At 41.7% G+C, this 14723-nt stretch carries 14 protein-coding genes; 2 read left to right on the top strand and 12 right to left on the bottom strand.

Annotated features, from left to right (window positions below; genetic code table 11):
- The 12 genes from F565_RS0113340 to mraZ form a co-directional block, all read right to left on the bottom strand.
- Complete coding sequence (locus tag F565_RS0113340; protein WP_020213742.1) at window positions 1-723, bottom strand: cell division protein FtsQ/DivIB; 723 nt, start codon at window positions 721-723, stop codon at window positions 1-3.
- Window positions 710-2059, bottom strand: coding sequence for a UDP-N-acetylmuramate--L-alanine ligase (gene murC / locus F565_RS0113335; RefSeq protein ID WP_020213741.1), 1350 nt, complete (start codon window positions 2057-2059; stop codon window positions 710-712). Before murC ends, F565_RS0113340 begins: the two co-directional genes overlap by 14 nt.
- 155 nt (window positions 2060-2214) lie before the next feature.
- Window positions 2215-3306 (bottom strand): undecaprenyldiphospho-muramoylpentapeptide beta-N-acetylglucosaminyltransferase, encoded by a 1092-nt coding sequence (gene murG / locus F565_RS0113330; RefSeq protein WP_020213740.1) that lies wholly within the window; start codon window positions 3304-3306, stop codon window positions 2215-2217.
- Window positions 3307-3401: 95 nt separating this feature from the next.
- The gene (locus F565_RS0113325) at window positions 3402-4715 is read right to left on the bottom strand and encodes an FtsW/RodA/SpoVE family cell cycle protein (RefSeq protein WP_026300053.1); all 1314 of its coding nucleotides are present in this window, start codon (window positions 4713-4715) and stop codon (window positions 3402-3404) included.
- On the bottom strand, window positions 4699-4881 hold the full coding sequence (locus F565_RS23035; RefSeq protein ID WP_156113883.1) for a hypothetical protein: 183 nt from the start codon (window positions 4879-4881) through the stop codon (window positions 4699-4701). Before F565_RS23035 ends, F565_RS0113325 begins: the two co-directional genes overlap by 17 nt.
- A gap of 22 nt (window positions 4882-4903) precedes the next feature.
- Entirely contained in the window at window positions 4904-6235 is a 1332-nt protein-coding gene (murD, locus tag F565_RS0113315) for a UDP-N-acetylmuramoyl-L-alanine--D-glutamate ligase (RefSeq protein ID WP_020213737.1), read from the bottom strand.
- A gap of 4 nt (window positions 6236-6239) precedes the next feature.
- Window positions 6240-7466, bottom strand: a complete 1227-nt coding sequence (mraY, locus tag F565_RS0113310) for a phospho-N-acetylmuramoyl-pentapeptide-transferase (protein ID WP_020213736.1) — start codon at window positions 7464-7466, stop codon at window positions 6240-6242.
- A 6-nt stretch (window positions 7467-7472) separates the two neighbouring features.
- Window positions 7473-8933 carry a UDP-N-acetylmuramoyl-L-alanyl-D-glutamate--2,6-diaminopimelate ligase gene (locus F565_RS0113305; protein WP_020213735.1) on the bottom strand — a complete coding sequence of 487 codons (1461 nt, stop codon included), beginning with the start codon at window positions 8931-8933 and terminating at the stop codon, window positions 7473-7475.
- A complete protein-coding gene (locus tag F565_RS0113300; RefSeq protein ID WP_020213734.1) occupies window positions 8933-10948 on the bottom strand; it encodes a penicillin-binding protein in 2016 nt (671 codons plus the stop codon). Before F565_RS0113300 ends, F565_RS0113305 begins: the two co-directional genes overlap by 1 nt.
- Entirely contained in the window at window positions 10939-11292 is a 354-nt protein-coding gene (locus tag F565_RS0113295) for an FtsL-like putative cell division protein (protein ID WP_026300051.1), read from the bottom strand. The genes F565_RS0113300 and F565_RS0113295 overlap by 10 nt, the downstream gene beginning before the upstream one ends.
- Before the next feature lie 3 nt (window positions 11293-11295).
- Window positions 11296-12201: a 16S rRNA (cytosine(1402)-N(4))-methyltransferase RsmH gene (gene rsmH / locus F565_RS0113290; RefSeq protein WP_231559623.1), complete on the bottom strand. Its 906-nt coding sequence runs from the start codon at window positions 12199-12201 to the stop codon at window positions 11296-11298.
- Window positions 12179-12649, bottom strand: coding sequence for a division/cell wall cluster transcriptional repressor MraZ (gene mraZ / locus F565_RS0113285; RefSeq protein ID WP_020213731.1), 471 nt, complete (start codon window positions 12647-12649; stop codon window positions 12179-12181). Before mraZ ends, rsmH begins: the two co-directional genes overlap by 23 nt.
- Window positions 12650-13059: 410 nt before the next feature.
- Between mraZ and F565_RS0113280 the strand changes: the two genes are divergently transcribed.
- Together F565_RS0113280 and yihA are read left to right on the top strand one after the other, a co-directional pair.
- Window positions 13060-13833, top strand: coding sequence for an alpha/beta fold hydrolase (locus tag F565_RS0113280; protein WP_020213730.1), 774 nt, complete (start codon window positions 13060-13062; stop codon window positions 13831-13833).
- A gap of 210 nt (window positions 13834-14043) precedes the next feature.
- Window positions 14044-14664 carry a ribosome biogenesis GTP-binding protein YihA/YsxC gene (yihA, locus tag F565_RS0113275; RefSeq protein WP_020213729.1) on the top strand — a complete coding sequence of 207 codons (621 nt, stop codon included), beginning with the start codon at window positions 14044-14046 and terminating at the stop codon, window positions 14662-14664.
- Window positions 14665-14723: the final 59 nt, after the last annotated feature.

Genomic DNA, 14723 nt, shown 5'->3' with positions numbered 1-14723 from the left:
CTATTTTTTGGTGCACACCACCTGTTGCGTAAACTTCAGGTTAATTGTTTTGTAATTTTTAATCAATGTGTCTTTTGCTGCATCCTGGAGGAATGCTTTGTAATTCTCAAACTTCTTTTCTATGTTTATAGGCTTGCCAAACACGATATCGTAATCATCTCCTCTGCTGCGCAGTATCATGTTGCCGACAGGCGAAACCGTTAAACCAATAATATTTTTATTTAAAAAATCATCATTATAAATATAAGCCAGCAGCTTGTGCATTTTCTTTGCATCCGCTTTTTCTATGTCGCCTGTTACCAGTGGCACCCTTGCTGTCTCGTTGTCGCTAAGTGGCATTTTCCCGCCCCTGTTGTCCAGGTAATACGATTGCGACCCTTCAAATATTCTTGCAACAGGCTTTCGCTGAGTAATAACGGCTTTTAATTTACCATCTACCGTAGCGTAAACCTCTGCCTTCTCGACCATAGGGTTTTCATTCAGGATTTTTTCGACATTACTCAAATCTAAATCAACTTTTTGGATACCTGTTACAGCACCATAACTTTGTATTAACAAGTTATTAACCTTCTCTTTTGTAATAAAATTCTCATTACCAGTAAATTCAATATCGGCTTCGGTCATCTTTCTGCCCTCATTACGCTTGCCTGTAAATGCATATAAAAAGACCACCACGCATAGTATAACTACCAGCCTTATGTTGTTCCAGTTAATATTTTTCATCCAGCAATTGTTTAATATCCGGTACCATTTCTCCTATATCTCCAGCGCCTATGGTTACAATAACCGTGGCATCGCTTGCTTTTATAAAAGGTAGCAAATGTGCCTTGCTTACCAGTTTCTTTTCAGGGTTCTCTATCTTGTCCAGCAGCCACTGGCTTGTAATGCCTTCCATAGGCAGCTCCCTTGCGGGATAAATATCTAACAACGCTATGTTCTCAAACTTAGACAGGCTTTTTGCAAAACCATCGGCAAAATCGCGCGTGCGGCTAAACAAATGCGGCTGAAATATTGCCAGCACCTTATCATCAGGGTACAGCTCTGTTACCGCCTGATAAACAGCGTCAATCTCTGTAGGGTGGTGTGCATAATCATCTATATACACCATTCCTGTTTTTTTTACCTGGTATGAAAACCTTCTCCTCACACCTTTAAAAGTTGCCAATGCATTAGCAATATCGCTTAATGCAAGCCCGTATACATTTGCCATTGCCAAAGCTAATAGCGCATTTGTAATATTATGATGGCCCGGTAACCCGAACCTTACATTGCTAAATGTTTCGTGTGGCGTAACTACATTGAACACATACCAGCCGTTGTCTATACGGATGTTTTGTGCAGAGAACTGCCCTGTGCCAACACCCACCGTAACACCGTCAAGCGGAAGTCCATCTGTTACAAACAGGTGGTTTTTATCCTGAACCTTATCTGCAAACTCCCTGAACGACGCCTCTATAGAGGCTACGTCGCCATAAATATCAAGATGGTCGGCATCCATAGATGTTATACAGGCCATATCCGGGTGCAGGTGCAGGAACGAGCGGTCAAACTCATCTGCCTCTACCACGGTAACCGTTTTACCACTGCCAATAAGGTTAGAGTTGTAGCCCTCTACAATTCCGCCTAAAAAGGCTGTAACATCTACACCACATTCAAACAATACATGCCCCAAAATGCTCGATGTTGTAGTCTTGCCGTGGGTACCTGCCACTGCAAAGCAAAAGGTATCTTTGGTTATAATGCCTAAAACTTCAGCACGCTTTTTTATCTCAAAACCATTATCGGTAAAATAGTTCCACTGCAGGTGGTTTTTAGGCACCGCCGGGGTTACTACTACCAGTGTGTTTTCTTTATTAAGATATTCCAGGCCTATAAGCTCTGTTTTATCGTCAAAATGGATGCTGATGTCCTCTGCCTTTAACTCATCGGTAAGATGGGTTGGCGTACGGTCATACCCTGCTACATTTTTGCCTATAAATTTAAAATAACGTGCAAGGGCGCTCATACCTATGCCGCCAATGCCAATAAAATAGACGTTATGTATCTGGTTTAAATCCATTCTTTTTTGTGAGGTTCTGAGTTGCTTAGGAACTTAGGTGCTTAGATTTGTTAGCACATTTAAATTTCCATCTCTGAACTTATATTTTCTAATTTCTTAAGATATTACTCTCTATTATCTTTTCTTAGCACCTAAGCTTCCCAGCCACTCAGCACCTATTTCAACAACTTCACTATCTCATCAACAATGTCCTGCGTGGCATGTGTTTTAGCAAGCTTTTTAATGTTCCCGCTTAAGCTTTTCTGCTTCTCTTTATTCGAGAGCAAATCTGCAAAAACAGGCTGAAACTGAGTGTCCAATTGTGTTTCTTTTAACAATATTGCCCCTACTTTATCTACTACAGCCTGGGCATTTTTAGTCTGGTGGTCTTCAGATACATTAGGGGAGGGGATAAACACTACCGGCTTGCCCACGATACACAATTCTGAAACCGATGATGCACCCGAACGTGATATAACCACATCTGCGGCGGCATACACTAAATCCATCCTGTCTATGAACGATAGCACCTGTACTCCCTCTTTATCGCCATAGTGCTGGTACTCTTCAAAATAAAATTTACCACACTGCCATATTACCTGTACATTTTGCGCCTGCAGCCATGTAAGCTCTTTTGCAATTAACTGGTTAATGCGCCTTGCACCAAGGCTTCCGCCCAAAACCAAAAGCGTTTGCTTATCAGGGTCCAGCTTAAAGCGGTGCATTGCCTCTTCTCTGTTATCGCTTGTATGGAGCAGGTCCTGGCGTACAGGGTTGCCTGTAAAAACAATTTTAGATGCCGGAAAAAAGCGCTCTAAATTATCGTAAGCCACACATATTTTGTTTGCCTGCTTCGCCAGCCATTTATTGGTTATGCCCGGAAACGAATTTTGCTCCTGTATTACGGTGGGCACTCCCATTCCTGCTGCTGCCTTAAGCAATGGCCCGCTGGCAAAACCACCGGTGCCTATAACCACGTCCGGCTTAAACTCTTTTATTATCTTTCTCGACTTTACCAGGCTGCTTAACAGTTTAAGCGGAAACAGTGCATTATCAATCGTTAACCTGCGTTGTATGCCTGCTATCCATAAGCCTTTTATGTTGTAGCCTGCCTGCGGTACCTTTTGCATTTCCATCTTGTCGCTTGCGCCCACAAAAAGGATCTCGCTGTCCGGAAACCTAACCTTTAACTCATTTGCAATAGCAATAGCAGGGTAGATATGCCCACCTGTACCACCACCACTTAATATGAATTTTTTTATGCTCATTATTACTTTGAGGTTCTTAGAGCCTTAGTCCCTTAGGAACTTAGGTGCTTCTCACCTCGTCTATTATCTATTATCTTTTGTCTAATAATCTGAAATTACTTCCCAAAAACAGCACTCATCGGGTTTGCCGACCTGTCTTCTATAGAGAACGCTGCGGGTTGCTCCAGCCCTTCGGCTTCGGCTTCTTCACGGGCTTTCTCGCGGAGTATGTGTTCATCTATCAATTGTTGCAGGGCAGCTTCACGGTCTTCTTTTTCCTGAAGTTCCTGCGCTATTTCTTCTTCTTTCTTGGTTACACTTATAATGATGCCTATAGAGATACACGTCATCCAGATAGAACTACCACCACTACTTATCAGCGGAAGCGTTTGCCCTGTTACCGGCAACAGCTCTACCGCTACACCCATATTAATAAGTGCCTGGAATATTATAGGGAAACCAAGCCCAACGATAAGCAGCTTGCCAAAAAGCGATTGTGCCTTATGTGCCGTTACCAGGAACCTGAAAAACAGCATGAGGTATAATATTAATACTGCAAGGCCGCCTACCAATCCATATTCTTCTACGATGATAGCGAAGATAAAATCGGAAGAAGACTGTGGCAGGAAGTTTTTTTGTACACTCTTGCCGGGCCCTAAACCGTACACCATTCCTGATGCTATTGCTATCTTGGCTTTCTCAATCTGGTAATCGTCCTCATTTTCTTCGTCAGATGTAAAACGCTCTAAACGGTTCATCCAGGTGTCTACCCTGTTAGGCATAGCATCCGGGAATGCCTTTGCAAACGACACGAACAGTACCAGCATGGTAACGCCCATACCTATTACCATTCCTAAATACTTTATAGGGTACTTGCCCACAAACACCAGCATGCTTACCATACTGAATATTAGGGCGGCAGTACTAAAGTTAGACGGTAATATTAATGCCAGTATCATAAAAACAGGTATCCATAATTCTATGAACGACGATTTAAATGTTACCTCTTTACCATCTACCTTAGCCAGGTATCGTGCCACGTAGATCATTAAAACAATCATTGCCAGCGCCGATGTCTGGAATGTAACGCCTATAAAAGGCACTTTTATCCAGCGGCTGGCATTGGCACCGTCTATAACCGTTCCCTGAAAAAATGTGTACACTAACAGCAACCCTACAACAGGCATAAGCAGTTGCGAGAGGCCACGATAATAGTGGTACGGCACTTTATGAACCAGGTATATTAACCCAAAACCAATAATTATATGAACGAGGTGCTTAACTAAATAGCCTATAGTAGAGCCCTTGCCTATAACATACACAAGATTTGTACTTGCGCTGAAAACCGGCATGAACGAGATTAGGGCCAGTAGCATTACGAACGACCAGATCCCTTTGTCTCCCTTTAGGTTATTAATTAATTCTTTCATTTTTATCTTTTTTATTCTTCTCCTTCATTACCCATTTCTGTAAACGCATTAAATGCGTCTCTGCATCCGTTTTTCCATTTCGACGCAGGAGAAACCTTATTTGAGATTCCTCAATTCCGCTGCGCTTCATTCGGAATGGAACAGCCGTTCCTGTATTTTTTATCATACGTTGCATGCAACGTCTCTGCCTATAAATTTTGCACGGCAGCCTTAAATTGTTTGCCACGGTCTTCATAGCTTTCAAAAAGGTCGAAGCTTGCACAGGCAGGGCTTAACAAAACTGTATCGCCTTTCTCGGCCATTTTTTGTGCAATCTTAACGGCTTCAGTCATGCTTGTGGTTTCTACCATAACATCTACCACATTGCTAAAAGCACTTATAATTTTGCTGTTGTCTACCCCAAGGCATACAATAGCTTTTACTTTTTCGCGCACAAGCTGCATAATTTCGTTATAGTCGTTGCCTTTATCTACACCGCCCACAATCCATACGGTTGGCGCTGTCATGCTGTCAAGGGCATAGTAGGTAGAGTTTGTATTGGTAGCTTTACTATCATTTATATACTCTACATTTTGTATTTTAAGAACTTTCTCAAGGCGATGTTCTACCCCCTGAAAGTTTGTAAGGCTTTCAAAAATGGTTTTCTTCCTTATATTCTTTAGTTGTGCAACACTTATCGCGGCCATAGCATTCTTAACATTGTGTTTTCCTTCTAAAGACAGTTCGTTTATTGGCATGGTAAATTCTCCTTTTTTAATATTGCTCACAATTGTATTATCTTTCACGTATATCCCTTTTTTATTTTTGCCCGAAAGCGAGAAAGGGATTTTTTTTGCTTTTACTTTATTATTCTCCAGCCAGTTTTTTATTACCTCGTCATCATCATCATAAATCAGGTAATCATCTTCAGTCTGGTTCATTGTAATCCTGAACTTAGCCGCTATATACAAATCATAATTATAATTGTAGCGATCTAAATGGTCCGGACTTATGTTTGTTATTACCGCTATGTGTGGGCGATACTTTGTAATACCGTCCAGCTGAAAGCTGCTTAACTCTAACACGTACCCTTCGCTCTTATTTTCGGCAACCTGCCATGCAAAGCTTTTACCTATATTACCTGCCAGCCCCATGTTTAGCCCACCCTGTTTTAAAATATGGTGTGTTAGCATAGTGGTAGTGGTTTTGCCATTGCTCCCGGTTATGCCTATGGTTTCTACATCAGTAAAAGGGGAGGCAAATTCAATTTCAGATATTACCGGAATACCCTTTTCTTTTAATTTTACTATTATGGGCGACTTATCCGGTATTCCCGGGCTTTTCATTACCACATCTGCATTAAGGATCAGCTCCTCTGTATGCTGCTCTTCCTCCCAGGCCAGTTTATTAAGTGCAAGAACTTCTTTATAATTATTTTTAATTTTCCCAAAGTCGGATACAAAAACATCGTATCCTTTTTTCTTCCCGAGAATAGCGGTACCCACACCGCTCTCTCCTCCACCTAATACTACTAATCTCATATTGTTATCGCAGTTTTAAAGATACTAATGAGAAAATGGCAAGCAATATGGCAACGATCCAGAAGCGTGTCACGATCTTGCTCTCGTGGTAGCCCTTTTTCTGGTAGTGGTGGTGCAGCGGCGCCATTAAAAAGACACGCTTGCCTTCACCTGTTTTTTTCTTGGTATACTTAAAGTACGCCACCTGTATTACAACAGAGAAATTCTCTGCCAGGAAGATACCGCACAATACCGGTATCAGTAATTCTTTTCTTACCGCTATAGCCAGTACCGCAATTATACCACCTATGGTTAGGCTGCCCGTATCGCCCATAAAGACCGATGCCGGATAGGTATTGTACCACAAAAAGCCAATGAGCGCCCCTACAAATGCAGCTATATACACCGTCATCTCGCCGGAATTAGGGATGTACATTATATTGAGGTAATTGGAAAATATTATATTACCCGATACAAATGCAAAGATCCCGAGAGCGAGCACTGCAATTGCCGATGTTCCTGCCGCGAGCCCATCTATACCGTCGGTAAGGTTAGCCCCGTTAGATACTGCCGTAATGATAAATATCACGATAGGTATAAATATCAGCCATGCATATTTTTGGTAATCGCCACCCATAAAAGACAGCGCCTCTGCATAATCAAATTCATTATTTTTAAAGAACGGAATGGTAGTCGCTGTCGATTTCTCTTCAACAGGAGCCGGGGCAATAACATTCTGGGTATTCTCGAATATGTTTACCCTTCCTGTATCTGTACGCACTGTAACAGAGGGATGAAAGTACAGCACATAACCTACAAAAAGCCCTAATACTACCTGGCCCACTACTTTAAATTTGCCTTTAAGACCTTCTTTATCTTTTTTAAATATCTTAATGTAATCATCAAGAAAACCAATGGTTCCCATCCACAGGGTGGTAACGATAAGCAGCATGATGTAAATATTATCAAGCTTTGCCAATAAAAGTACCGGTATAAGGGTACTCATTATAATGATAAGCCCGCCCATAGTAGGTGTTCCTGCTTTTGCCGACTGTCCTTCTAAACCAAGTTCTCTTACTGTTTCGCCAATTTGCTGCCTGCGCAGAAAGTTGATAACCCTTTTACCAAACACGGTAGAAATAAGCAACGATAAAATAACGGCCAACCCCGAACGGAAGGTTATGTACTGAAATACACCCGTACCAGGTATATCCCATTTTCTGTCTAAAAAATCAAATAAGTAATACAGCATATCCCGTTATTTATTTAATTGCCCTAAAATTTCCTTCACCGTTTTCATATCGTCAAAATCATACTTCACTCCCTTAATCTCCTGGTATGTTTCATGGCCTTTACCGGCTATGAGTATAATATCGTTAGGGCGGGCAAGCTGGCAGGCTATTTTTATGGCCTGTTTCCTGTCTACCACCGCAACTGTTTTTTTATAGTTTTGAGGCTCAACACCTTTTTCCATATCCTCAATTATCACTTCAGGTATTTCGCTGCGCGGATTGTCTGATGTAAATATTGCCCTGTCGCTCATGCTCGATGCTATGTGTGCCATAACGGGGCGTTTGGTTTTGTCCCTGTCGCCACCACAGCCTACTACAGTAATAAGCTGCTCATTGCGGGTGCGTATTGCACTTATGGTGCTAAGCACATTTTCTAAAGCATCCGGCGTGTGGGCATAGTCTACAATCGCGGTAATATTACTATCCGAAACTATAAACTGAAACCTGCCCGATACACTCTCCAGTTCGCTAAGCAGGCGTAATGCTTCACGCTCATCCAGCCCCAGGTTTACCGCCGTGGCATAAATAGCCAGCAGGTTGTAAGCATTAAAAGTGCCTATAAGCTTTACCCATACTTCTTCGCCGTTAATTTTTAACAACAGGCCCGATAATTGGTTCTCAAGTATTTGTGCCCTGTAATCAGCGTATGTTTTAAGGGCGTAGGTAAGTTTTTTAGCTGCGGTATTCTGCAGCATTACCAGGCCATTTTTATCATCTACATTTACCACGGCAAAAGCCGATTTTGGCAAATTGTCAAAGAACGATTTTTTAACATCCCTGTACTCTGCAAATGTTGCATGATAATCCAGGTGGTCGTGCGATAGGTTTGTAAATACCCCGCCCACAAAATGCAACCCTTCGGTACGGTGCTGGTGTATGCCGTGCGAGCTTACTTCCATAAAGCAATACTCGGCGCCATTAGCCACCATTTCCTGTAAATATTTATTTATGGTAAGCGAATCGGGTGTGGTATGCGTTGCCGGATACTCCTTATCGTTAACCATTATTTTTACCGTACTTAATAACCCTGCCGAAAATCCGGCATTCCTGAACAGTTGGTACAACAGCGTTGCAATAGTTGTTTTGCCGTTAGTGCCTGTTATGCCTACCAGCTTTAAACTGGCCGACGGGTTACCATAATAGTTAGACGCCATATACGCCAGTGCCGAACTCGCCTTTTTTACCCCAATGTAGGTAACACCCTCGGTAGTAACATCAGGCATTGTTTCGCATACTACGGCAATTGCACCAAGGCTAATGGCTTTTTCTATATAGTCATGACCATCGCTAAGTGTGCCTTTTATGGCCACGAAGACATCGCCTGTACTTATAAGGCGGGAGTCGAACTCAATTTTAGCAATAGCAATATCCGTAGGGCCTTTAACCACTTCTATTGCTGCTTTATATAGTATGTCGCGTAATAACATCACGATAATTCGAGTATTATAGATTGGTTTTTCTTAAAGGCATCTCCCGGCTTAAGCGATTGTTTTTTTACTTTGCCTACACCTATAACCTGTACTTTAAGCCCCATGTTACCCAGCAATGCAACGGCATCCATACCGCTCATGCTAACCACATTAGGAATCATATTTTTATTTACCGTATTTGCCTTGTCATAATAAGAAGCATAGAGTTGCTCCTGGTCTTTTATCTTGGCATCAAGCTTTTTAATACTGTTGGTAGAGGGCACATCGGTAAATATCTTTTGTGCTACCCTGCGGAAAACCGGCCCCGAAACATCGGCACCATAATACCCTTTTGCAACGTGCGGCTTGTTAATAATAACAACGCATGAATACTGGGGCTCATCGGCAGGAAAATACCCCACAAACGTAGATGCATAATACATATCGCCATTGGTCTTACCGCCTTTGCCATAGTTAACCTGTGCAGTACCTGTTTTACCTGCCATAGAAAAATTAGGCGAATACAGCTTGCTGCCTGTACCCTTTTTAACTACGTTTGCCATAATGGCTTTAACCTTATTAATTGTTTCCTGAGAACATATTTTAGGGTTTATTACCTCTTTATCGTACTTCTTTATGGTTTTATCCCACTCTTTAATTTCTTTTACAAAAAGCGGACGCACCATTTCGCCATTGTTTGCCACAGCGTTATAAAACGTAAGTGTTTGTAGCGGCGTTAAGCTTACTTCATACCCAAAGCCCATCCATGGAAGGGTAGTGCGCGACCACGTTTTGTCTTGTGGCTGCGGTATACGCGGTTTACCTTCTCCTTTTATAGACACACCCAGCCTGCTGTTAAGTCCAAATCCGTTTAGGCGGTCTATAAACTGCTTAGGGTTGCCTTTGTAACTGTTATATACTGCCTGCGCCATAACTGTGTTAGAAGACAGTTCAAAACCCCTGGCGAGTGTTACTTTACCATACCCTCCATGATGCGAATCGCGTACATGGCGGCCAAAATAACCTACATCGCCACCGTGGCTGTCAAACACCTGGCTGGTATCTACTTTTTTATCTTCAAGCATGGCAACAAGCGCGGCAAGCTTAAAACTCGATCCCGGCTCTGCCGATTCTCCCACTGCATAATTTACGGTTTCGTAATACGACCCGTTCTCTGCCCTGCCCAGGTTAGATATAGCTTTTACATAACCCGTTTTAGTTTCCATAACCACTACACAACCGTGGTCTGCCTCATAATATTCCAGTTGCTTTAAAAGTGCGTGGTGGGCAATATCCTGTATATAAACATCTATGGTAGATATAACATCATAGCCATCTACCGGCTCTACTTCATTAATATCGTTTATAGGCTTCCAGTGGTTCCTTGCAATTTTTTGCATCATCTGGCGGCCGTCTTTACCGTTAAGGTAATCTGCAAAAGCACCTTCTATACCTACATATAGCTTTTCGCCACTATCGTCTATGCGCTCATAGCCCACAGTACGCTCTGCAATCCTGCCTATAGGGTGCTCGCGCACTGTTTTTTGTTCGGTAATAATGCCGCCTTTAAAAGCTCCCAGTTTAAACAGCGGGAAACTTTTTATGCGAAGCAGCTCGGTATATGTGAGACCTTTTGTAATTAAATGGTACCTGTCTTTAGTTTTGCGTGCTTTGCGTAACTCATGGTAATAGTGATTTGCAGGTTTACCCAGCATAACCGAAAGTGAATCTGCCAATCCCGTTAAATGCTCCTCAAAATCTTCATCTTTAGGTGCTACGGCATCAAACCTTATAACATAGTTAGGGATAGACGTGGCAAGCAAACTACCATCTGCCGAATAAACATTACCGCGGTTTGCGGGTATAGTAAAATCTTTTACAGATCGTTGGCGGGCAAGTTCACGGTAGTAATCACCCTCTACCCACTGTATATTAGTAAGCTTTATAGAAACAAGTATAGCCATCACAACTATTGCAAAGGCTACCAGGTAAATCCTGTAAGAAACTTGTTTATCGTCTGCTACTAATCCCATATTTTTTGCCACATTGTTTTTTCTTTAGGCGCGGCGACCTCTATTTTTTTTGGCGGGACGGTAGACGGAAAAATTTCCCGTTCTTCCATTTTTCCTGCCACTGTACTTTCCATCTTGAGCCCCATTAACTCGCTCCGGCGGTCTACAAATGTTGACCGTAATTCTTTTATCTCACTTTTCAGGTCGCTTATCCGGTAAATTTTTTGCTCATAATTGTGTGTGTTTGCAATCATGAGTATACATACCAGGATGAGAAATACAATAAATCGCCAGTTTTTCATAGACCCCTGGTCTATTAAATACTTTGCTTTAAGTAAACTGTATACTCCGCTTTCGCCCTTCATAACTTATTTCTTTTCAGCCACCCTTAGCTTAGCACTGCGGGCCCTGTTGTTTATTTTTATCTCTGCGTCAGATGGCACTATAAGCTTCTCGATGCTTTTAAACGGAACTTCGAAGTTGCCAAAGAAATCACGTTCAGGCTCCCCCTCAAACATGCCGTTGCGCATATAGCGTTTTACCAGCCTGTCTTCCAGCGAGTGGTAAGAAATAACACTTAACCTGCCGCCCGGCTTAAGGATTTCCAGCGTTTGTACTAAAAATTCTTTAAGCACATCCATTTCCTGGTTAACCTCTATGCGTATGGCCTGGTATATTTGCGCCATGATCTTATTGCTCTTATGCCCCGGTAAAAAACGCGCAAGCACCTGTTTAAGCTGCTCACTGTTTTTAATAGCACCCTCTACACGGGCAGTAACTAAAACATGTGCCATAGCACCGGCATTTTTAAGTTCGCCATAATCAAACAGCACCCTTTTTATCTCGGCCTCGTCATACTCATTAACCACCTTAAAGGCATCAAGGTCAATTTTTTTACTCATCCTCATGTCAAGGTCGGCGTTAAAACGGGTACTAAAACCACGTTCTGCCACGTCAAACTGGTGTGATGACACCCCAAGGTCTGCCAGTATACCGTCTACCTCTTTAATACCATGAAAGCGCAGGTACCTTTTTATAAACCTGAAATTTTCAGGAATCAGTACAAAACGTTCGTCATCTATTATATTAGCCTGTGCATCTTCATCCTGGTCAAACCCAAACAGTTTACCGTTAGGCCCCAGCCTGCTCATTATCTCTCTCGAATGCCCGCCACCGCCAAAGGTTACATCTACATACACCCCATCGGGCTTAATATTAAGTCCGTCTACCGTTTCTTTCAGCAACACAGGGTTATGATATTCCATCGTCGTCATTTAAATTTCCCATTACTTCCTCGGCCAGTTCAGCAAAATCATCTGCAGATTCGTCTATTGACGTTTCATACTTATCTTTATCCCAAATTTCTACTATGTTCACTGCCGACGAGAGCACAATATCATTCTTAATTCCCGCAAAAACCACAAGGTCTTTTGGTATAAGCAGCCTTCCGGCACTATCCATTTCTACCACTTTAACCCCCGCGGTAAACCTCCTTATAAAATCGTTATTCTTTTTTACAAAGCGGTTTAGCTTGTTTATTTTTTCCATCATTTTATTCCATTCTGCCATAGGATATAACTCAAGGCAGGGCTGAAAAACCGAACGTTTTAACACGAAACCTTCTTCCAGGCCTTCATGCAATTGCTTCTTTAAAGGAGCAGGCAGCATGAGCCTTCCCTTTAAATCAGCCTTACATTCGTATGTGCCTATAATGGTATTCAAGTAGTTAGGTTTTTAGTCTTATTAAAGCAAATATAGAATTTTTTTACCACTTGTTACCACCGCACCCCACTTTGTTGATAAGTTTTACACTTTTTTACCACTCGCATAACACAAGTGTGCAGCTTTGCTGTAAGAGTTGTTTAAATTTTTTTCGGGTTAAAAAAAATCTGAATATTATTTCCATAAAATTTTAAGACTTCTTAACATTTAAAATATCGAAGCCTGAAAAATTTTATAATCCTGAAAATTTTAGATTTAAAAGGCCATTTACCAATAATAATTAAAAACAGGAATTGTATTACAGGTTGTTGAGTACTGTATATGAAATTTAAGCCAAATAATAAGCCCCAAAACCTATCTTTATATATAATATTATATATTTGTGCTGACTTGAACGTTTACCAATTATCATGCAGAGCACTCAAAAAGAAGGCAAATACAACTATTATGAAGCCGGCGAAGGTACACCTATAATTATACTGCACGGCCTTATGGGCGGGCTTAGTAATTTTGACGGTGTTGCAAAATATTTTCCGGAACATGGATATAAGGTTGTAATACCAGAATTACCTATATATACACAAAGCTTACTTAAAACAAATGTTAAGGCTTTTGCCCGCTGGGTAAAAGATTTTATTACTTATAAAGGGTTTGAAAGGGTTATACTGCTGGGCAACTCTCTTGGGGGGCATATTGCGTTATACCACACTAAAATGTATCCTGAAAAAATGCTGGGGCTGGTTATTACCGGCAGCAGCGGGCTTTATGAAAGCGCTATGGGCGACAGCTACCCACGCCGCGGCGATAAAGAGTACATACAAAAAAAGGCCGAAGCGGTATTTTATGACCCTGCCATTGCTACCCCCGAAATTGTAGACGAGGTATATGCCATGGCTAACGACCGTATTAAACTTATTAAAACGCTTACCATTGCAAAGAGTGCCATAAGGCACAATATGGCTAAGGATCTGCCTAAAATGCATGTTCCTACGGGCATCATTTGGGGCAAGAACGATACTGTAACCCCGCCCGATGTAGCCGTAGAGTTTGACAAGCTTTTGCCTAACAGCACATTGTACTGGATAGATAAATGCGGGCATGCCGCCATGATGGAGCACCCCGATGAGTTTAACCGCTTAATGCACGAGTGGCTTATTAAAACAGGATTAGGGCCTAACCATTAAATTTCAGAATTAAGATTTTAGATTGAACTGCACTCAAATTTGATTACCATTATAAATATATTGAAACAAAAAAACCTGACGCGTTTATGCCTGTCAGGTTTTTTATTTAAAGCCAATTGGTTACAGGCGTTTTCTAAGCCGTTTATGCCCTAATTTAAAAATCCTTATCTTTGCCGCTTTACCGGCAATAGCCTCAAAATAACAAATACCATGAAAATAAATACTGCCGAATTTGTAGTAAGCAATTCTGATGCGAGCCTGTGCCCTAAGGAGCTACTGCCGGAGTATGCCTTTATCGGCAGGAGTAATGTAGGCAAATCGTCGCTCATTAATATGCTTACTAACCGCAACAGCCTTGCAAAAACATCTGGCAGGCCGGGAAAAACCCAGCTTATAAACCACTTTAAAATAAATGCCAACTGGTTTCTTGTAGATTTACCGGGCTATGGCTATGCCCGTGTATCTAAATCTACCAAAGAGGTTTTCCAGAAGTTTATTACCGATTATTTTGAGCGCCGCGAACAGCTTGTATGTGCCTTTGTACTAATAGACATTAGGCATGAAGCCCAAAAAATAGACCTTGAATTTATGGCTTACCTGGGCGAGGCACAGGTGCCGTTTTGCATAATATTTACTAAAGCTGATAAAATAAGCCGTGGTAAAATAGATGCACATGTAAATGCTTACCGCAAAAAAATGACCGAAGGCGACTGGGAAGAGATGCCACAGTATTTTGTTACCTCATCTACAGAGGCTACCGGGCGCGATGCTGTGTTAGGCTATATAGAAACACTAAACCAGGGTATTTTTGATAATCAGGGTTTTCTATAAAATACTAAAAAGCTGTCCTGGACATGGTCTGACACATTCCTATAAAAGAGCTGTCTCTG

It is taken from the genome of Flavobacterium rivuli WB 3.3-2 = DSM 21788 (assembly GCF_000378485.1).
Lineage (GTDB): Bacteria > Bacteroidota > Bacteroidia > Flavobacteriales > Flavobacteriaceae > Flavobacterium > Flavobacterium rivuli.
The sequence above is the reverse complement of the archived record's forward strand: the minus strand, read 5'-3'. Positions and strand labels throughout refer to the sequence as shown.